Here is a 17,471-nt window from a genome sequence, read left to right as displayed (position 1 = left end):
TTTGGTGACCCGCGCGCATCAGGAGTCCGCCTTCGTCGCCAGGGCAAGCGCACCGTCCAGATGGGGCATGACCAGTGAGGCGGCTATCAAGGCAGCGGAAAACGGCAGGAAAAACAGGGTGACCAGCTGGAAGACTATTTGCAGGACCATGCCCAGCGCCTGTGAGTAGGCCGGCCCGAACAGCAGTGTTTGCATGATTTGAGGTGCAAGGATGATCGAGACGGCGCCGACGGCGCCCACAATGATTCCTGTCCGCAGAGTTGTTGCCGGCAGACAGCCATGCCGATGGAGCCTGCCAGGAGGATGGGCCGGCGGCCGATCCGTTCCACCAGGGCGATGGCCACCAGCGTGACCAGGATGTTGGTGATGGAGGTTGCCACCGAGATGGTGAGCGAGCCCTTCTGGCCGGACAGCGCCGCCGGCGGTGGTGGCGAAGAGTGCGTCGGACAGGAGCGCGGCGAAAATACCGGTGGTGATGGCCAGCTGCTGCAGCGATGCCCAGGCCACCCACCAGGCGCCAGAAAATCAGGTTCCAGACGCCGAAGGCGAAGCCGAACAGGACGCCGCCTACCGAGCCTGCGAGGGCCAGCCAAGATCACCTGCTGCGGGATCTTGGCGGTTGTCTGCTCCTTGGCGGCGGGCCGCCCCGCCGTCGTCGTCTTCAGTCCCGGAACAGGGCAGTCAATGCGCCGGGACGGACTCCTTGGCCACCTTCGGGTCCGTCAGCTTCTTGTTCGGCAGCGCGAAGCTGATGAGGAACGCGATCCCGGTGAGGACGGCCGCGGTGATCATCACGGTGTCGATCGCGTACGCGAAGCCTTCCGTAATGGGCCGCGTGAGCACGCTGTTGGCCGAGTGCAGCCAACTGGTGTCATTGAGTGATTCGTTCGATGCCCCGTTCTGGAAGAACTCGTAGAGCTTGGCGTTGGCCGGGTCCGCCGCGACGGCCGGGTCGCGCAGCACGGCCTGGTAGTCGGAGCTGGACACGGCTGACTTCATGGTGTCGGCGATCCGGCTTGCGGCCAGGCTGAACAGCATGGAGATGAACACGGCCGTTCCCACAGCACCGCCCATGGAGCGGAAGAACGCGGCGGAGGACGTGCCCACGCCCATGTCCTTCGGAGGCACGGAGACCTGCATGGCCAGGGTGAGCGGCTGCATGCAGAAACCCAGTCCCATGCCGAAGAACACGGCGATCACGCCGGGAACCCACAAGCCCGTGTCCACGCCCAGGGACAGGCCCATGGTCAGGGCGGCGGCGGTGAGGATCCCCGTACCCACGATCGGGAAGATCCGGTACGTGCCCGACGCCGAAATGGTACGGCCTGCCGTGATGGAACCGGTCAGGATGCCCAGTGTGAAGGTGATCATCATCAGGCCGGCTTCGGTGGGTGTGAGGCCCTTGACCAGCTGCAGGTACATGGGCAGCATGGCGATGGCGCCGAACATGCCGATGCCGATGATGAAGTTCAGCAGCGAGGACAGGCCGAAGGTAGCGTTCCTGAAGAGCCGGAGAGGGATCAGGGCGTAGTCCCCGGCGCGCTTTTCAGCCAGCAGGAACCAGATGATGCCCACAGCGCCGAGGCCGTAGCAGAGGAAGGAGTTCAGCGACGTAAAGCCCCAGCTGCGGCCCTGTTCCGCCACCAGCAGCAGCGGGACGATGGCGAGCGTGATGGCTGCTGCGCCGAAGTAGTCGATCTTCTGCTTCACATGCTTGGCCGGCAGGTGCAGGAACATAAACACCACGGTCAGAGCTGCCAGGCCGATGGGCAGGTTGATGAAGAACACCCAGCGCCAGCCGTCAAAGCCGAGGATGTTGGCGGACCCTGCGAACGCGCCGCCCACCACCGGGCCGAGCACGGATGAGATGCCGAACACCGACATAAAGTAGCCCTGGTACTTGGCCCGCTCCTTGAGGGACACGATGTCCCCGATGATGGTCAACGCGAGGGCCAGCAGGCCGCCGGCGCCCAGGCCCTGGACGCCGCGGGCGATGGCCAGTTCCGTCATGGAATGCACTGAACCGGCATAGAGCGAGCCGGCCAGGAAAATGACGATGGCGATCAGGTACAGCGGACGGCGGCCGAAAATATCGCTCAGCTTGCCGTACAGCGGCGTGCTGACGGTAGAGGTGATGAGGTAGGCGGTGGTGGCCCACGCCTGCAGGGACAGCCCGTCGAGGTCGTTGGCGATGGTGTAGATGGAAGTGGACACAATGGTCTGGTCCAGCGATGCCAGGAACATGCCCAGCATCAGCCCCACCATCACGGTGACGATCTGACGCTGTGTCAGGGTTTCGCCGGCGGCACGCACAGCGGTTGTTTTGGACATGGCTTCTCCAGGAAAGAAAGGGATCACGCTTGATAGTTGCTTTCAGTAACTATATAAGTCCCCGCTTCATTCCCGCTGCCAGATATTTCTTTTCAAGCCCGTCCCACCCCCGCAGCCGGGGGACCCAATCAGCGCTCCACGAGGATGCCGTCCGGATCGCACCAGACGCTGACGCCGGGACGGAAGGTCACGCCGTCGAGCACTACATCCACGTCAACCTCTCCGGCGCCGGTCTTGGCGCTCTTGCGCGGGTTGCTGCCCAGCGCCTTGACGCCAAGATCCAGTTGGGCGATCGCCTCGCGGTCGCGGATGGCGCCATTGATCACGACGCCGGCCCAGCCGTTCGCCACGGCGCTCTCGGCGATCATGTCCCCCATCAGGGCCGTGCCCAGCGAACCGCCGCCGTCCACCACCAGCACCGCGCCATTGCCGGGGGTGGCCAGCGTGGACTTGACCAGTGCGTTGTCCTGGAAGCAGCGGATGGTCCGCACCAGGCCGCTGAAGTGTGAACGGCCGCCGAGGGACTGGAACTGGAGTGCTACGGAGGCCAGTTCCTCGCCGCGCTCGTCGTACATATCGGCGGTGTTGACGGGGCTGGTGGTGTTTCCTGCAGCAGATGCGGTCATTGGATCTCCAGGTGTTTGGTGTTGTGGTGCGCTCCGCGCTGTCCTGCGCGATAAAAGACGCGCTCCGTATGACAAGCGGGGCGATGCAGCCCACGATAGTCTGATTTTCAGAATCACCAACCGTTCCAGGGGGGAACCAGCATGAGCCTGTCCGACACACCCGCAGCACCGGATCCCAGCGCTGCGTCGGTTCCCGGAGCGGGCCCGGAAAGCTCGACGGCGGCGCTCGCCGAGCCGACGCAGAGGGTCACCGCGCGCTGGGTGACAGGGCTGGTGCTGGTCAATGTTGGCATCAACGCCGCGTTCTTCGGGCCGATCAATATCTTTATCGCCCAGCAGGCCATTGGCATCGACGAAACCAACAAGGAAGCCATCGCCTCCCTCGTACTTGGGTGCGGTGCCGCCGTATCCCTGGTGGCCAATCCGCTCTTCGGGGCGCTGTCCGACCGGACAGTCTCGGGTTTCGGCCGTCGTTCCCCCTGGGTCCTGGCCGGTGCCATCCTGGCCACCGCCGCCTTGCTGGCGATGTCCGGTGCCTCGGCTGTTGCCCTGATGGTCCTGTTCTGGTGCCTGGTCCAGCTGGGCGCCAATGCGGCCTATGCGGCCATCACCGCCGCCATCCCGGACCGGGTGCCGGTGCTGCAGCGCGGCGGAGTGGGGGGACTGGCGGCCCTGGGCCAAACGGCGGGCATCCTCCTCGGCGCGGTCTTCGGGGCGGTGGTTTCGGGAAATTTCATGGTGGGCTACACCATGTGCGCTGCCGCCCTGCTGTTCTCCGTGGTGCCGTACCTGTTCCACCGGAATGACCCGCCGCTGCCCAAGGAGCTCCGGCCGCCGTTCTCGTGGGGCAGCTTCCTGCGCGGCTTCTGGATCAGCCCGGCCCGCCACCCGGACTTCGCGTGGGCCTGGCTCACCCGCTTCCTGGTCAACGTCTGCAACCAGCTGACCATCGTGTACCTGATCTTTTTCCTCGGGGACGTCCTCAAGCTTGAGAACCCGGCGCTGGGAGTCCTGATCCTGACCGGCATTTATGCGTTGTTGGTGATGGTTACCGCGGTGATCGCGGGTCCGTGGAGCGACCGGGTGGGGAAGCGCAAGCCCTTCGTGATCGCCTCCTCCGTCATGATCGCCATGGCTGGCCTCACTATGGCGTTTTTCCCGGTGTGGACCGGCGCCCTGGTTGGCGCCGCCATCCTGGGCGTGGGGTTCGGCGCGTACCAAGCCGTTGACTTTGCGCTGCTGACGCAGGTGCTGCCGCAGGCCGCGGACCGCGGCAAGGATATGGGGGTCATTAACGTGGCCGCCTCGCTGCCGCAGGTGTTCGCGACCGGCCTCGCATTCCTCGCCGTGACGTACCTCGGCGGGTACCGCACGCTGTTCATCACGGCGGCCATTATCGGCCTGCTGGGAGCCGTATTCGTGGTCAAAATCAAGGGGGTCGACTGATTTCGGCAATTGCCCGTGCCGTATAGTTGAGGCGGACTGCATGCCCGGGGGATGAGGACTCTTCCGGCCGCTGCACCATACGAACACAACCCCGGAATCCTGATGCCCGAGACACTTTCAGCCCATCCGTCCATGGCCGCCCGGCCCTCCACGCCGCGCCAGCGGCTGCGCTATACGCGCGTCCTGGAATCTGCCGCAGGGTGTGCCCGCAAGGGGCTGGAGTCCGTGGACCTCGCGGAAATTTCGGAAAAGTCCGGCGTGCCGCTGGGAACCGTCTACCGGTATTTCCCCACCGCCAACCACCTGATGCTGTCCCTCTACCGCCAGCAGCTGGACGAGCTTCAGGGCCGGGCCCGCACATCAGCGGCCAGCTTCGGTGGCAAGGCCCTCGCCGGTGTGGTCATGGAAATCTTCCATATGCGGGTGATGCAGCCGGCAGTCGAGCAGTGCCTGAGCCGCTGCATCTACCTCAAGGACAAGGACACCACGGCACTCCTGCATGAAATCGATGCGCTGAGCGAAACGGCGGTGGCCATCGCCTCCGACGACGCCGTAGCGGCCCGGGTGCTACTGCTGACCGTCACTGGTCTGGTCCAGTCCGTCCGCAACCGCCGGCTTTCGCTTTTTGAGGCCGAAGAGGACCTCAAAAAGGCCTGCACGCTGCTTGCTCCGGTGGCTGCCGGGGCCCGCGCCGCCCACCGCTCCGCGTAACTGGTCTAGACCAGAGAGCGAATAAATACGTCTTTATAGGGTGACATGGGTCACAAAAGCGGCTGATTAAACGATTTGGCACGCCTTGGGACCGCCGAATGCGCTTTCCGGGGCATGAGCGCTGTTTAGTATTGCAGGACCGGAGTGGCTGGCAACCCGCATCTGCAAGGGCTTCACACCGGGCCCGCCACCATTGGGTCCACGAAGCGCCGAACATGACCACCTTGAGCCTCCCTGCGCTTGAGCCCTTACGCGCCGTGCGCCCACGGCTAGCACCAGGAGACAACGACGTGTCCATTGACGTAATCGCACCTACAGACTATTCAGCTGCAACTGCCCTGACTGAGGCCGAGATCTTCGAGGCCCACCAGGGCGGCAAACTCTCGGTGACCAGCACGGTCCCGCTGTCCAACAAGCGCGACCTGTCCATCGCCTACACCCCCGGTGTGGCCGAGGTCAGCCGAGCCATCCACAACAACCCGGAACTCGCCAAGACCCTCACTTGGGCGCAGCGCCTGGTGGTTGTGGTCAGCGACGGCACCGCGGTGCTGGGCCTGGGCAACATCGGCGCGGCCGCCTCACTGCCCGTGATGGAAGGCAAGTCCGCCTTGTTCAAGACCTTCGGTGAGCTCGACTCCATTCCCCTGGTCCTGAACACCACGGACGTTGACGAGATCGTGGAAACCCTGGTCCGTCTGCGCCCCAGCTACGGCGCGGTCAACCTCGAGGATATCTCGGCGCCGCGATGCTTCGAACTCGAAGAAAAGCTCATCGAAGCCCTGGACTGCCCGGTCATGCACGATGACCAGCACGGCACCGCCGTAGTGGCCCTCGCCGCCCTGACAAACGCCGCCAAGGTCACAGGCCGCGAACTCGCAGACCTCCGCGTAGTGGTTTCCGGCGCCGGAGCCGCCGGCATCGCCGTCGCCGAAATCCTGCTCGCCGCCGGCATTACGGATGTTGTCCTGCTCGACTCCAAGGGCGTCATCAACCGGGAGCGGGCCGACATCGCCGCCGACCCGCAGAGCAAGAAGTCCCAGATGGCAGAGCGCAGCAACCCCCGCAGTGTCACGGGCGGCCCCGGAGAAGCGCTGCTCGGTGCTGACGTGTTCATCGGGGTTTCCTCCTCAAAGCTGGACGAGGCGCACCTTAGGCTGATGAACGCCGCTTCCATCGTGTTCGCCCTCTCCAACCCGGACCCCGAAGTCCTGCCCGAGGTGGCCGTCAAGTACGCTGCAGTGGTGGCCACCGGCCGCAGCGACTTCCCCAACCAGATCAACAACGTCCTGGCCTTCCCCGGAATCTTCCGCGGTGCGCTGGACGCCGGTGCCCGCCGGATCACGCCCGCCATGAAGCTTGCCGCGGCCCGCGCCATTGCCGAGCTCGCGGAGGCTGACCTCTCGGTGGACTACATCGTGCCCAGCCCGCTGGATCCGCGCGTTGCCCCGGCAGTGACTGCGGCCGTCGCCGCTGCCGTGGAAGCCGAGTAACCACCGCAGTCACACGTTGCGCAACGCCCGACGGCGGTGCCGCCCCGCGCAAGGGGACGCGCCGCCGTCGGGCGTTAAGCGGCGAAGCCGACCGCCCCGCCGCCCTAAACTGGGGCTCATGAACTCCGAAACCGCGGTGAGCATCCTGTGCGGCCTGGCGATCCTGGTCGGGGTGGCGGGCACCATCATCCCCGTCCTGCCCGGCAGCTTCCTGATCGGGGTCAGCCTGCTGGTGTGGGCCATCTGGGGCGGCGCCGGGACCACGGGCTGGGTGGTCTTCGCGGTGGGAATGGTGTTTGTGCTGGCCGGCATGGCAGCCGGCACCGTACTGACCGGACGGAAGCTCCGGCAGCACAGCATCCCAAGCCGCAGCGTGGTAGTCGGCCTGGCCGCGGGTGTGGCCGGCATGTTCATCATCCCGGTGGTGGGGCTCTTCGTGGGCTTCGCCGCCGGCCTGCTGCTCAGTGAGTTCCTCCGCACCCGGCACCTCGGCACGGCAACGTCCACCAGCTGGGCCGCCCTCAAAGCGACCGGGCTGGGCATGCTGGTGGAGTTCGGGCTGGCGTGCCTTGCGGCCAGCACCTGGGTGATCGGGCTCTGGGCCGCCGCTGCCACATAGCTCGTGCACATAGGTCTGCCACGTAGCATGGAGAGATGACCGCGGGGGATTCCAGAGGACCGATCTACCGGGACGCCCGTGACCTGACGCCGTTCGGGAGTGCCCACATGCAGACCCCCGTCCGGGAGCTCGCCGGCAGCGTGGGCGGGCTGATCCACGGTGTGCTGGGCGGCCGGGACGCCGCGCTGATCGCCGTGGACGGCGAGGTCCCCAGGCTCAAGCTGATGCCCGGAAAAGCGGCCAAGGCCGTGCACGATGCCATCTTCAGCAGTAAGGAACCAGAGCGGCTCATCGCCGTGGGCCGTGCGTATCCGGGCTGGGCCGGACTATGTTCCGTGATGGCTGGCCTCCTGGCGTACCAGCACGGCGGCTACCTGCGCGGGTCCGAACTCCTCCAGCGGGGCCTGTCGATCAGGAACGACGACGACGCCAACCAGTACGCGGCCACGTACCTCACGCGGGTGGTCACCCGGGTGGAGGTTGCCGAGCGCATCGAGGTCCCCGTGCTGTTCAGCCAGGAATCGGTCTTCCTGGCCCTGTCGCACTCCCTGCGGGAGACCGGGCAGCTGGAAGCCGCGCTGCAGACGGTGGCCGGGCTACCGCCGTCGTTGCCTACAGCGCTGGCGCGCTGCGCGCTGGCGTTCGCGCTGGGACGCGACAAGGAAGTGGTGATCTGGACCGAGGGCCTGCTGAACTCCGACGACCTTTCGGCGGCCCTCCTGTTGCTCCGCGGGCGCGCGTTGCGGCGGCTCGGCGCCAACGCGGAAGCGCACGACGCCCTGAAGGAGGTCCTTCGTCGCCGGAAAACGGACGCGGTGCTCCGCAACGACGCCCTCACCGACCGCGCCCTGCTGGTGCTGGACAACGGCCGCAAGTCACTCAATCCGCGGGACTGGCTCCGCGGCCGGCCAGCAGCGCTGGAGACGTTCGAAGTCATCCGCAAGGACGTTGACGAGCGCCGGTTGTGGGAGCAGGAATGGGACAACCTGGACGGGAAATAGGCGTTACGCCTGAGCGGTGAGCCCGGCAACCAGGGGAACCAGCTGCTCTGAGAGGAGCACGACCCCCAGGGCAACCATGATGATACCGCTGGCAAGAGTGACTGTCCGCGCGGCGCCGGGCCGGGACTGCAGGAGTTTGCGGGCCAACAGCGCCACAAAGGTGTAGACGGTTCCGGCCAGCAGGACAAAGGTCAGGCCCAGCAGGCCGGACTGGACAGGGACCGGGAGAGAGGCCTCCGGGCTGACGAACTGCGGCACCAACGCCACATAGAACAGCAGCCCCTTGGGGTTGATGCCGCTGGTGCCCATGCCCTGAAGGAAAGTGCGCAGTTGGTTGGCGGGCTTCCCGGCGGCGTCTGCTGCACTGAAGGAGGCGCCTCGCCAGGAGCGAAGGGTGCTGATGCCCAGCCACAGCAGGTAGCACGCGCCGGCCACCGTAAGCCAGCCCAGAACGCCCGGCAGGCCGGACAGCAGGGCCGCGAGACCTGCCACCATCAGCAGCGTATGCAGGACGTAGCCGCCGCAAAGTCCGGCCACGGCAGGGACAAAGCTGCGCTGCCGCAGACCGGCCGTGATGGAGTACGCCCAGTCCACGCCGGGGGTACAGGCGAGGGCGATCGCCACCAGTACGAAGGCGAAAAACAACTGGGCATTCATGGCGGGCTCCTGTCCGATTAGGTACAGGACAAACCTTATGAAGTTTCCGGCCATAAGTGCTTACCCTTTTCGCCCGAATCGAGCCGGAATTGGTAAGATATTTGCGTGATTGACCATATCGATAGAAATATCTTGCGCCACCTCAAGGAGGATGGCCGGATAACTGCCACGGCACTGGCCGCGAAGGTCGGGCTCACGGTGGCGCCGTGCCACCGGAGGCTACGGGACCTCGAGACGTCGGGGGTGATCCGCGGCTACAAAGCGGACATCGACCCAGCTGCCGTCGGGCTGGGTTTCGAGGCCATTGTGTTTGTCACTTTGCGCCAGGTGGACCGTTCCACCATGGAGATCTTTGAGAACCGAGTGGCGGACAATCCGAACATCGTGGAGGCGCAGCGGCTCTTCGGCTCCCCGGACTACCTACTGAAGGTCATCGCCGAGGACCTGCCCGGCTACCAGCGCTTCTACGACGCCGAGCTCACGTCACTGCCCGGGGTTGAGCGACTGACCTCCACGCTGGTGATGAAGAACCTGAAGTCCAATGCAGGGCCGCCGGTGTAGCTCGCGCTCATCGCGCCTGCCGCCCCACGCCATCCTGCCTATGCCGCCGCCATAAAAGTTCCCCGCCCTGTCTCTCCCTGGATGGATTCCCGTGCCAGCCTAGCTGCGATGCGTCCTCGCGGGCGATGGGGAGAGCTCCCCGTGCGGGGTTGAGTGCGGGCCCGGAATGACGGAATTCAGTCCTGCAGCAGCCCGGTGGTCCGGTACGGGATGACTTCGCGCAGGAACATGCTGGTGGAGGTGCGGACGATTCCGGGGCAGAGCCGGATCTCCTCGGACACACGGTAGAGGTCGTCCGGGCTGGTGGCCACTACGCGGATCAGCAGGTCGGTATCGCCGGCAGGCGCATGGCATTCCAGGACTTCGGGGATTTTGCGGAGCGCAGCGATCGCTTCGTTGAGGTGGCTCTGGTCCAGTTCGGCGCTGACGGCCGCCGCCACACCCCGGCCCAAGGCGGAGGGGAGCACGCGGCTGCTGTTGGGACGAAGGGCGCCCGACGCCGTCATCCGCTCCAGGCGCGACTGGACGGTTCCGCGCGCCAGGCCCAGCCGCTGGGCCAGCGCCATGATGGGGACGCGGGGGTCCTCGTCCAGGCCATGGAGGATGCGTTTGTCCGTGGCGTCCAATTGCTGCAAACTGATCAGTTCCTGTCGGGGTTTGTGGCTGCTATTAGTCAGACTGACCAACAAAATGCATGCCTCTTGCGCCAACTGTATGTCGGCTGCTCAAATTGTGGCAACAAGGGCTAAGGCTACCGCCGAACCCCGCAGGCTACAGGAACACCGGCACACCACCCGGCAACTGGACACCGCCTCCCGCAAGGAGGACGCCGCTGATTGACACTTGTTCACACCACGGTCATTCTGCACACACGGCAAGAGCCCCTGAGCCACCGACGTCGGATCCTGCGAAGTCATCGGTAGCTGAGGGGCTCTTGTGCTGTCCGGACTAGGGTTGACACATGACCCCAGCCGGCCGCTTTGCCCCCAGCCCGTCCGGTGAACTCCATGTAGGGAACCTCCGCACCGCGATGCTCGCCTGGTTGTTTGCCCGGTCCACTGGCCGCGACTTCCTGCTTCGCGTCGAGGACCTTGACCGGGCGCGGGCGGGCGCGGAGGCAGTGCAGCTCCGCGACCTGGAGGCCGTGGGCGTGACGTGGGACGGCGCCGTCGTGCGCCAGGCGGACCGGGCTGCCATCTACGCCGAGGCGATCGGGCGGCTGACTGCTGCAGGGCTCACCTATGAATGCTTCTGCACGCGCCGTGAAATCCAGGAGGCGCCGTCAGCGCCGCACGCGCCGCAGGGCGCCTATCCGGGCACCTGCCGTGACCTCGATCCTGCTGAGCTGGAGTTCAAACGCTCCACGCGGCCGGCCGCCATCCGGCTTCGCGCCGGAACAACGGAGTACCCCGTGCAGGATCTGCTGCATGGGGAGTTCACCGGCGTGGTGGATGATTTTGTCCTCCGCCGCAACGACGGTGTTACCGCCTACAACCTGGCTGTCGTGGTGGACGACGCCGCGCAGGGTATCGACCAGGTGGTGCGGGGCGATGACCTGCTGCCGTCCACGCCCAGGCAGGCGTATCTAGCACTGCTGCTGAATATTCCTATTCCGGAATATGCGCACGTGCCGATGGTGGTGAATTCCGACGGCGCCCGGCTGGCCAAGCGCGATGGCGCCGTGACACTGGGCGACCTCTCCCGCGCGGGCGTTTCCGCCGCCGACGTGCGGAACCTCATCCTGCAGTCCCTGGGACTTGCTTCCGGGACGCTGGAGCAAGCCCTCGCAACGTTCAGGCCGTCAGGGCTGCCGCGGGAACCGTGGGTGTGGAGCGGCCCCTCTAGGCCTGCGAACAGACACCTGCAGCCCGGCGCGTAGGCTTAAGCCATGTCGGAACCCGAATTCACTGAAGCCAAACTCCCTCAACCGGGATTCACTGTCGAGACCGCGAAGGTCCTGGCCGAGGTGGCCCACAACCGGCAGAAGGACAAGCTCAAGCGCCCTTACCGTGACCATGTGATTGCGGTAGGTGATGCGCTGGCTGACTTCGACGACGATATCCGGATTGCCGGTTACCTTCATGACATTGCCGAGGACACCCCCATCACACGGCAAGCGCTGCTGGACATGGGCGTTTCCGAGCGGGCAGCGGACATCATCGAGCGGGTCACCAACCGGCTGCATGATAATCCCGATGACTATCAGGCCGGGATGCATTTCATTGCCGAGGACCACGACGCGGCCCTGGTGAAGATCGCGGACAACGCCCACAATTCCCTGCCCGAACGCGTCAGGGCCCTCGCCGCGAAGTGGCCGGACAAGCCGCCCGTCACTAAGTACCGGGACGCCCGTCCGGTGCTGTATGCCGCCGTCGACGTCGAGGAAGTCCGGAAGATCCTTGCCCGGGTTAATCCCTGGCTGCTGAAGGAGTTGGACGACAGGCTCGATGACGAAGACGACACGGATTACGAGAACCTGACGTACGACGACGCTCCCTAGCAACGCGGGGTCACTTTGCGCCCATGCCAAGGCCCAACATGGGCCGTACCTGACCCCGCGTTGCCTAGCTTAGACCCGACCCAGCGAGTCGATGTCCTCAAGGAACAGTTCGTGGACTTCCTGGCTCACGGTGGTCCGGGTATCGCCGATCGCGTCGAGGTAGTCCTCCGTGCAGGGCCCCTTCCGGACCGCCTCGCGGACTGAAACACTGCCCCCGGAGGCCGCGCCGCCGTCGTCGTACACTGCCTTTTCCAGTGCGCGCTGGGAGGCGCTACGGGCGGCGTACTCAATATCCGCGGGGGAGAAGCCCTCGGTCCGTTCCACCAGCAGCTCCACGTCCACATCGTCCACAACGGTGGCCGGGATGAAGCGCTGCCACATGGCTTCGCGGGCCTGGCGGTCGGGCAGGCCGATGGGGATGACGTAGTCGAACCGGCCGTGGCGCAGGAAGGCGGTGTCCAGCGCGCGGATGAAATTGGTGGCGCACACCAGCAGGCGGCCGGGCTGTTCGCGGAACGCCGGGATAATCTTCAGGAGCTCGTTCGTGACGCCCTGCAGGGGCGACGGCGGCTCGCCCGAACGCTGGGACGCGATCTCTTCCACCTCGTCGATGAACACCACGCAGTGCTCCAGCTCCGCGATCTCGAGGAACGTTTCGCGCAGTGCCCCGGCGAGGCCCTTGGGATCGGAGGCCAGCCGGGACGGGAAAACCTCCACGAACGGCCATTCGAGCCGGGACGCGATGGCCTTCGCAAACGTGGTTTTACCGGTCCCGGGAGGGCCGAACAGCACCACGGCGCGCGGCGGCACCACACCGTATTCATCGGCGAGGTCGGCCTCCGCGAGGGGCAGGACGAGCCGGCGCTCCAGGAGCTCCTTTTCCTTCCGCATGCCGGCCACGTTTTCCCACAGGTCCCGGGCCAGGATCCGGCCGCCCAGCTGGCCCAGCGCCCCCAGCTCCTGCCGCTGGACGGGGATGGTCCGCTCGAAATAGCGCAGGTTCTTCTTGAGCGCGAAGCCGCGGCTGAGGAAGGCCTCCACACGGGTTTCCGCTTCCGGCATCAGCGCGGAGAGCTTGTTGAGGCCGTGCGGGGCCATCCGGTTTTCGACGGCGGCGAGCAGCGAGGTGCCGATCCCGCGCCCGCGGCATTCCGGCAGCGTGGCCAGGAAGACGATCCAGCCCTGGTCATGCGCGGCGCGTCCGACAGCGGCGCCCACCACCTGTTCACCCTGCACGGCGACCACCGCGTGGTCCTTCTCGCAGGATGCCAGCACCTCGGAGAGGGCGTAGACGGGTTCCACATCTGAGTCTTTGAGCGACTCCCAGAGGTGAAGGATCCCGTCCAGGTCTGCTGAATGGAAGTCCCTGATGCGCCAATTGGTCATGCCATGTCTCCCGGGTGGTTCGTCGTTGAACTGCACAGTTGAATCGCGCCGTGAGGTGCTCTGCTGAGCATAGGTGATCGCGCACCCGCGGGGGGTTGCGGGTGCGTTGCGTTACGCGATTGCAGGTTCGGGAGCTACGGCTTGGCCGTGTCCTGGCTCTTGGCTTTGAGACCCTTCCAGAGATGGTGAGTGCCGTGGCTGCCATCCGTGTGCACCACAAGGACCGGGCAGTCAGCATGTGAAACGCACGCTGAGCTCACAGACCCCAGGTGCATGCCCCGGAAACCGCCGTGCCCGCGGCGGCCGACCACAAGAATCGCGGCGCCGGCTCCTGCTTCGACCAGTTTGGCCGGCGCCGGGCCGCGGATCAGCTCCTGGCTGACGTTCACAGGAAGGTCCGGTCCGAATGCTTTGCCAAGCGCCTCGGCCAGGGTCTTGGCAGCGGCCGCTTCGAAGGCATCAAAGTCCGGCGGAACGTAGCCGGCGTAAATCTGCGGAAAGTCCCAGCAGGCCACCGCGTGGATCCGGGCGTCGAGAGCAGGCGCCAGCCGTGCCGCGAAACGCAGCGCCTGCACCGAGGAATCGGAGCCGTCCACCCCGACAACAATTTTGGCTTCCGAAGTGTCCATCACGGTCCTCCTTGGAGAGTGGAAACCGACGACGGCGGAACAGCGGGTTGCGGGTGAGTGGAACCGGGCCTACCGCCGTCGAACTCTGCTGGCTGGTCAGACCTTGATCGGAACGGGGTGTACCTCGTCGGCGGGGTGGCCTGCGCGCTCATGGATTCGCCGTACAGCGTCCGCTGAGGGAGCCTCGGACAGGCAGTAAACCAGGCCCGACTCGGGATCGGCCCAAGCGGATTTGAAGTCAACCTTCTCGTCGCTCTGGATGGCAAGATCGGCGTTATGGGCCTCGCGAAGGGCTTCCTGGGTGATTCCGGTCATATTGCGATGAACATCCATGAATTCCGGCATGAAACTGATGCTCCCTAAACTGGGTTCGCCGTTGATACAGCAGGATGTTGCCGACGCTAGACCTGACCTGCCCGTTCGTCAAGAGAACAAGGGAAGTGACGACGGCGGCACCTGGGTTCCGTGTCTACAGAACCCGGGTGCCGCCGTCGGGCGTCACGGCCAGCTGGCCGGCAGGGCGCTACTTCTTGAAGGTCTCCGCGGGTGGGTTGGCGATGACGGGGGCTGTGCCTGTGAATCCGTCGCGGGTTTCGGCGATCTCGCGGATTCGTTGCCGGCAGGCGTACCAGCCGAATATCATCAGCACGCAGGCGATGGCCGTGACGAGCATGGTGAGCGGGGATTCGATGAACACCATGATCAGCACGCTCGCCAGGAACAGCAGTGAAAGGTAGCCGGTGTAGGGGGCGCCGAACATCCGGAAGGACGGGCGTGTGAGCCAGCCTTTGTTCGCCCAGCGTTGTAGCTGGATTTGGCAGAGCACGATGGTTGCCCAGGTCATGACGATGCCCACGGATGCGACGTTCAGCACGATCTCGAAGGCCTCCGCTGGCACCAGGTAGTTCAGCGGGACGCCTAGGAGGGACACGCCGGCGGTGATGGCGATGCCGCCGTAGGGGACGCCGGCTTTGTTCATCCGGCCTGCGAACTTTGGGGCGGAGCCGTTCACGGACATGGAGCGGAGGATGCGGCCGGTGGAATATAGGCCGGCGTTGAGCGAGGAGAGCGCGGCGGTGAGGACCACCAGGTTCATGATGACGTCCACGCCTTGGATGCCGATGGAGCCGAAGAACGTCACGAACGGGCTGACGCCCTTTTCGTAGGAGGTGTAGGGCAGCAGGAGGGCGAGCAGGATGACGGAGCCGACGTAGAAGACGGCGATCCGGAAGACCACGGAGTTGATGGCCTTGGGCATGATCTTTTCGGGGTTCTCGGTCTCGCCGGCGGCGGTGCCCACGAGCTCGATGGAGGCGTAGGCGAACAGGACGCCCTGCATCAGGATGATCATGGGGAGCAGTCCGTTGGGGAAGACGCCGCCGTTGTCCGAGAGCAGGCTCAGGCCCACCGGCTGGCCGTCCACGGGCGTGCCGAAGATGACGAAGTAGGTGCCCACCACGAGGAAGACCACCAGGGCGGCGACCTTGATCAGGGCGAACCAGAACTCGAGCTCACCGAACACCTTGACGGAGACGAGGTTCAGGGCGAGGACCACTACGAGGGCGATCAGGGCCCAGGCCCACTGCGGGACCTCGGCCATCCAGGGGATGTAGTGGCCGAAGAAGTTCATGTAGAGCGCGGCGGCGGTGATGTCCACGATGGTGGTGGTGGCCCAGTTGATCCAGTAGAACCAGCCGGAAACGAACGCGGCCTTCTCGCCGAAGAATTCCCGGGCGTAGGAGACAAACGAGCCCGAGGAGGGGCGGTGCAGGACCAGTTCGCCGAGGGCGCGCAGGATGAGGAACGCGAAGAAGCCGCAGACGGCGTAGGCGATGACCAGCGACGGGCCGGCGGCGTTGAGCCTGCCGCCGGCGCCGAGGAACAGGCCGGTGCCGATCGCGCCGCCGATGGCGATCATCTGGATCTGCCGCGGTTTGAGGTTCTTGTGGTAACCCTTGTCCTCCGCGTGCAGCGCCGATTCGGTGGCGTGCGCCTGGGGCGGGACCGTGTGGTCCGTGATGACCTGCCTTTGGGCGGTGTCCTGTTGGGGAGTTGTCATGCGGTGTCCTTTTTGGGGGTGGGTTACTTGCTGAGGTTGGCCAGGCGTTGCGGGCTGAGGAGGTCCGTGAGCTGCTCGGCGGTGAGCAGCCCGTGTTCCAGAACGAGCTCTGCAACGCCCTTGCCGGTGGCAAGGGCTTCCTGGGCGATGGCGGTTGCCGTGGCGTAGCCAAGGTGGGGGTTAAGCGCGGTGACCAGGCCGATTGACTGTTCCACGGTGAGCCGCAGGTGCTCGGTGTTTGCGGTGATGCCCCGGACGCAGCGTGCCGTGAGGGTGCGGCAGGCTGCCTCCAGGTGGGAGATGCTCTTGTGGAGGCTGTGGACAATGATGGGTTCGAAAGCGTTGAGCTGGAGCTGCCCGGCTTCGGCGGCCATGGTGATGGTGACGTCGTTGCCGATGACTTCGTATGCCACCTGGCTGACCACTTCCGGGATCACCGGGTTGATCTTGCCGGGCATGATGGACGAGCCGGACTGGACGGCCGGCAGGTTGATCTCGCCAAAGCCGGCGCGCGGGCCGGAGGAGAGCAGGCGGAGGTCGTTGCAGATCTTGGAGAGCTTCACGGCCACGCGCTTGAGCACGCCGGACAGGTGCACAAAGGCGCCCACATCCTGCGTAGCTTCGATGAGGTCGACGGCGGTGACCAGGGGGAGCCCGGTGACCTCGGCCAAGTGCCGGCAGGCGGCCTCGGTGTAACCGGCAGGGGCGTTCAGTCCGGTGCCGATTGCTGTGGCGCCGAGGTTGATTTCGTGGATGAGCAGTTCCGCCTCGGCCAGGCGCAGCCGATCCTCGCCGATGGTGATGGCATAGGTGCCGAACTCCTGGCCCAGCGTCATGGGGACGGCGTCCTGCAATTGCGTCCGGCCCATCTTCACCACGGTACGGAATTCGAGTGCCTTGGCGGCGAAAGCCTCTTCGAGTTCGGCCAGTGCGTCCAACAGTTCCCGACCGGCGAAAATGGTGCCCAGTTTCACGGCGGTGGGGTAGACGTCGTTAGTGGACTGGCTGAGGTTTACGTGATCGTTGGGGTGTAGCCGGGCGTAGTCGCCTTTGGGGTGGCCCAGGATTTCCAGGGCGCGGTTCGCGATGACCTCGTTCGCGTTCATGTTCGACGACGTCCCGGCGCCGCCCTGGATGACGTCCACCACAAACTGGTCGCTGAGCCGGCCGTTCATCACGTCAGCGCACGCCTGCTCGATCGCCTGGCCGCGTTCGGCGTCCAGCAGTCCCAGTTCGCGGTTGGTGCGGGCGGCGGCAAGCTTCACGGCGGCCAGTCCCCGCACCAGGTGCATGTTGGAGGACAGCGGCTGCCCGGTGATGGGGAAGTTTTCCACGGCGCGGAGTGTGTGGACGCCCCAGTAGGCGTTGCCGGGGACGTCGCGGTCACCCAGCAGGTCGTGCTCGGACCGGGTTTCGGGGACGGCATCCAAGGTACTCAAGTTGGTCATGGGGTCC

18 protein-coding genes and 1 pseudogene are annotated in these 17,471 nt (G+C 65.5%); 8 read left to right on the top strand and 11 right to left on the bottom strand.

Translation table 11 applies throughout. The features are described from left to right. Nucleotides 1-18: 18 nt before the first annotated feature. The 4 genes and pseudogenes from ACQCSV_RS00365 to rraA all read right to left on the bottom strand — a co-directional run bounded on the left by ACQCSV_RS00365 (nucleotide 19) and on the right by rraA (nucleotide 2,957). The gene (locus tag ACQCSV_RS00365) at nucleotides 19-240 is read right to left on the bottom strand and encodes a hypothetical protein (RefSeq protein WP_354155705.1); all 222 of its coding nucleotides are present in this window, start codon (nucleotides 238-240) and stop codon (nucleotides 19-21) included. 32 nt (nucleotides 241-272) lie between these two features. Then, a pseudogene (locus ACQCSV_RS00360) lies at nucleotides 273-586 on the bottom strand (MFS transporter); the annotation flags it as partial. A 95-nt stretch (nucleotides 587-681) separates the two neighbouring features. Next, a complete protein-coding gene (locus tag ACQCSV_RS00355; RefSeq protein WP_354155691.1) occupies nucleotides 682-2,331 on the bottom strand; it encodes an MDR family MFS transporter in 1,650 nt (549 codons plus the stop codon). A gap of 128 nt (nucleotides 2,332-2,459) precedes the next feature. Then, entirely contained in the window at nucleotides 2,460-2,957 is a 498-nt protein-coding gene (rraA, locus tag ACQCSV_RS00350) for a ribonuclease E activity regulator RraA (RefSeq protein WP_426938987.1), read from the bottom strand. Between the two features lie 141 nt (nucleotides 2,958-3,098). Here rraA and ACQCSV_RS00345 point away from each other — a divergent pair, with 141 nt between their 5' ends. The 5 genes from ACQCSV_RS00345 (at nucleotide 3,099) to ACQCSV_RS00325 (ending at nucleotide 8,224) form a co-directional block, all read left to right on the top strand. Beyond that, on the top strand, nucleotides 3,099-4,403 hold the full coding sequence (locus tag ACQCSV_RS00345) for an MFS transporter (RefSeq protein WP_354158384.1): 1,305 nt from the start codon (nucleotides 3,099-3,101) through the stop codon (nucleotides 4,401-4,403). Between the two features lie 102 nt (nucleotides 4,404-4,505). After that, a complete protein-coding gene (locus tag ACQCSV_RS00340; protein WP_354158382.1) occupies nucleotides 4,506-5,114 on the top strand; it encodes a TetR/AcrR family transcriptional regulator in 609 nt (202 codons plus the stop codon). Nucleotides 5,115-5,404: 290 nt separating this feature from the next. Then, nucleotides 5,405-6,604: a malic enzyme-like NAD(P)-binding protein gene (locus ACQCSV_RS00335; RefSeq protein WP_354158380.1), complete on the top strand. Its 1,200-nt coding sequence runs from the start codon at nucleotides 5,405-5,407 to the stop codon at nucleotides 6,602-6,604. Nucleotides 6,605-6,722: 118 nt separating this feature from the next. After that, a complete protein-coding gene (locus ACQCSV_RS00330; RefSeq protein WP_354158378.1) occupies nucleotides 6,723-7,223 on the top strand; it encodes a DUF456 domain-containing protein in 501 nt (166 codons plus the stop codon). A gap of 35 nt (nucleotides 7,224-7,258) precedes the next feature. After that, complete coding sequence (locus ACQCSV_RS00325; RefSeq protein ID WP_354158376.1) at nucleotides 7,259-8,224, top strand: hypothetical protein; 966 nt, start codon at nucleotides 7,259-7,261, stop codon at nucleotides 8,222-8,224. Nucleotides 8,225-8,227: 3 nt separating this feature from the next. Here the strand turns inward: ACQCSV_RS00325 and ACQCSV_RS00320 are convergent, their stop codons facing one another. Next, nucleotides 8,228-8,881 (bottom strand): LysE family translocator, encoded by a 654-nt coding sequence (locus tag ACQCSV_RS00320; RefSeq protein WP_354158375.1) that lies wholly within the window; start codon nucleotides 8,879-8,881, stop codon nucleotides 8,228-8,230. 105 nt (nucleotides 8,882-8,986) lie between these two features. Between ACQCSV_RS00320 and ACQCSV_RS00315 the strand changes: the two genes are divergently transcribed. Further along, a complete protein-coding gene (locus ACQCSV_RS00315) occupies nucleotides 8,987-9,442 on the top strand; it encodes an Lrp/AsnC family transcriptional regulator (RefSeq protein WP_282330248.1) in 456 nt (151 codons plus the stop codon). A 176-nt stretch (nucleotides 9,443-9,618) separates the two neighbouring features. Here the strand turns inward: ACQCSV_RS00315 and ACQCSV_RS00310 are convergent, their stop codons facing one another. Further along, nucleotides 9,619-10,077, bottom strand: a complete 459-nt coding sequence (locus tag ACQCSV_RS00310) for an Lrp/AsnC family transcriptional regulator (protein ID WP_354158373.1) — start codon at nucleotides 10,075-10,077, stop codon at nucleotides 9,619-9,621. A 326-nt stretch (nucleotides 10,078-10,403) separates the two neighbouring features. On the opposite strand from ACQCSV_RS00310, the gene gluQRS reads away from it, so the two are divergent. Next, nucleotides 10,404-11,321: a tRNA glutamyl-Q(34) synthetase GluQRS gene (gluQRS, locus tag ACQCSV_RS00305; RefSeq protein ID WP_354155700.1), complete on the top strand. Its 918-nt coding sequence runs from the start codon at nucleotides 10,404-10,406 to the stop codon at nucleotides 11,319-11,321. A gap of 9 nt (nucleotides 11,322-11,330) precedes the next feature. Continuing rightward, a complete protein-coding gene (locus tag ACQCSV_RS00300; protein WP_185261923.1) occupies nucleotides 11,331-11,942 on the top strand; it encodes a bifunctional (p)ppGpp synthetase/guanosine-3',5'-bis(diphosphate) 3'-pyrophosphohydrolase in 612 nt (203 codons plus the stop codon). 69 nt (nucleotides 11,943-12,011) lie between these two features. Here the strand turns inward: ACQCSV_RS00300 and ACQCSV_RS00295 are convergent, their stop codons facing one another. The 5 genes from ACQCSV_RS00295 to ACQCSV_RS00275 form a co-directional block, all read right to left on the bottom strand. Next, nucleotides 12,012-13,328: an ATP-binding protein gene (locus ACQCSV_RS00295; RefSeq protein WP_426938986.1), complete on the bottom strand. Its 1,317-nt coding sequence runs from the start codon at nucleotides 13,326-13,328 to the stop codon at nucleotides 12,012-12,014. A 134-nt stretch (nucleotides 13,329-13,462) separates the two neighbouring features. After that, nucleotides 13,463-13,957, bottom strand: a complete 495-nt coding sequence (locus ACQCSV_RS00290; protein WP_426938985.1) for a universal stress protein — start codon at nucleotides 13,955-13,957, stop codon at nucleotides 13,463-13,465. A 96-nt stretch (nucleotides 13,958-14,053) separates the two neighbouring features. Further along, entirely contained in the window at nucleotides 14,054-14,290 is a 237-nt protein-coding gene (locus tag ACQCSV_RS00285) for an SCO4226 family nickel-binding protein (RefSeq protein ID WP_354158573.1), read from the bottom strand. A gap of 190 nt (nucleotides 14,291-14,480) precedes the next feature. Then, on the bottom strand, nucleotides 14,481-16,016 hold the full coding sequence (locus ACQCSV_RS00280) for an amino acid permease (RefSeq protein ID WP_426938984.1): 1,536 nt from the start codon (nucleotides 16,014-16,016) through the stop codon (nucleotides 14,481-14,483). A gap of 23 nt (nucleotides 16,017-16,039) precedes the next feature. Then, nucleotides 16,040-17,464 (bottom strand): aspartate ammonia-lyase, encoded by a 1,425-nt coding sequence (locus ACQCSV_RS00275; RefSeq protein WP_354162520.1) that lies wholly within the window; start codon nucleotides 17,462-17,464, stop codon nucleotides 16,040-16,042. Nucleotides 17,465-17,471 lie beyond the last annotated feature (7 nt).

This window comes from Pseudarthrobacter sp. S3 (assembly GCF_050156905.1).
Classification (GTDB): Bacteria; Actinomycetota; Actinomycetes; order Actinomycetales; family Micrococcaceae; genus Arthrobacter.
Note: the sequence above shows the minus strand (reverse complement) of the source record. Positions and strands in the feature narration are given on the sequence as shown.

Bases quoted from the DNA above. Each gene is read 5' to 3' on its own strand.
- ACQCSV_RS00295 (WP_426938986.1), bottom strand. From the start codon at position 13,328: ATGACCAATTGGCGCATCAGGGACTTCCATTCAGCAGACCTGGACGGG.
- ACQCSV_RS00275 (WP_354162520.1), bottom strand. From the start codon at position 17,464: ATGACCAACTTGAGTACCTTGGATGCCGTCCCCGAAACCCGGTCCGAG.
- ACQCSV_RS00320 (WP_354158375.1), bottom strand. From the start codon at position 8,881: ATGAATGCCCAGTTGTTTTTCGCCTTCGTACTGGTGGCGATCGCCCTC.
- rraA (WP_426938987.1), bottom strand. From the start codon at position 2,957: ATGACCGCATCTGCTGCAGGAAACACCACCAGCCCCGTCAACACCGCC.
- ACQCSV_RS00280 (WP_426938984.1), bottom strand. From the start codon at position 16,016: ATGACAACTCCCCAACAGGACACCGCCCAAAGGCAGGTCATCACGGAC.
- ACQCSV_RS00285 (WP_354158573.1), bottom strand. From the start codon at position 14,290: ATGGATGTTCATCGCAATATGACCGGAATCACCCAGGAAGCCCTTCGC.
- ACQCSV_RS00290 (WP_426938985.1), bottom strand. From the start codon at position 13,957: ATGGACACTTCGGAAGCCAAAATTGTTGTCGGGGTGGACGGCTCCGAT.
- gluQRS (WP_354155700.1), top strand. From the start codon at position 10,404: ATGACCCCAGCCGGCCGCTTTGCCCCCAGCCCGTCCGGTGAACTCCAT.
- ACQCSV_RS00300 (WP_185261923.1), top strand. From the start codon at position 11,331: ATGTCGGAACCCGAATTCACTGAAGCCAAACTCCCTCAACCGGGATTC.
- ACQCSV_RS00345 (WP_354158384.1), top strand. From the start codon at position 3,099: ATGAGCCTGTCCGACACACCCGCAGCACCGGATCCCAGCGCTGCGTCG.
- ACQCSV_RS00330 (WP_354158378.1), top strand. From the start codon at position 6,723: ATGAACTCCGAAACCGCGGTGAGCATCCTGTGCGGCCTGGCGATCCTG.
- ACQCSV_RS00325 (WP_354158376.1), top strand. From the start codon at position 7,259: ATGACCGCGGGGGATTCCAGAGGACCGATCTACCGGGACGCCCGTGAC.
- ACQCSV_RS00355 (WP_354155691.1), bottom strand. From the start codon at position 2,331: ATGTCCAAAACAACCGCTGTGCGTGCCGCCGGCGAAACCCTGACACAG.
- ACQCSV_RS00340 (WP_354158382.1), top strand. From the start codon at position 4,506: ATGCCCGAGACACTTTCAGCCCATCCGTCCATGGCCGCCCGGCCCTCC.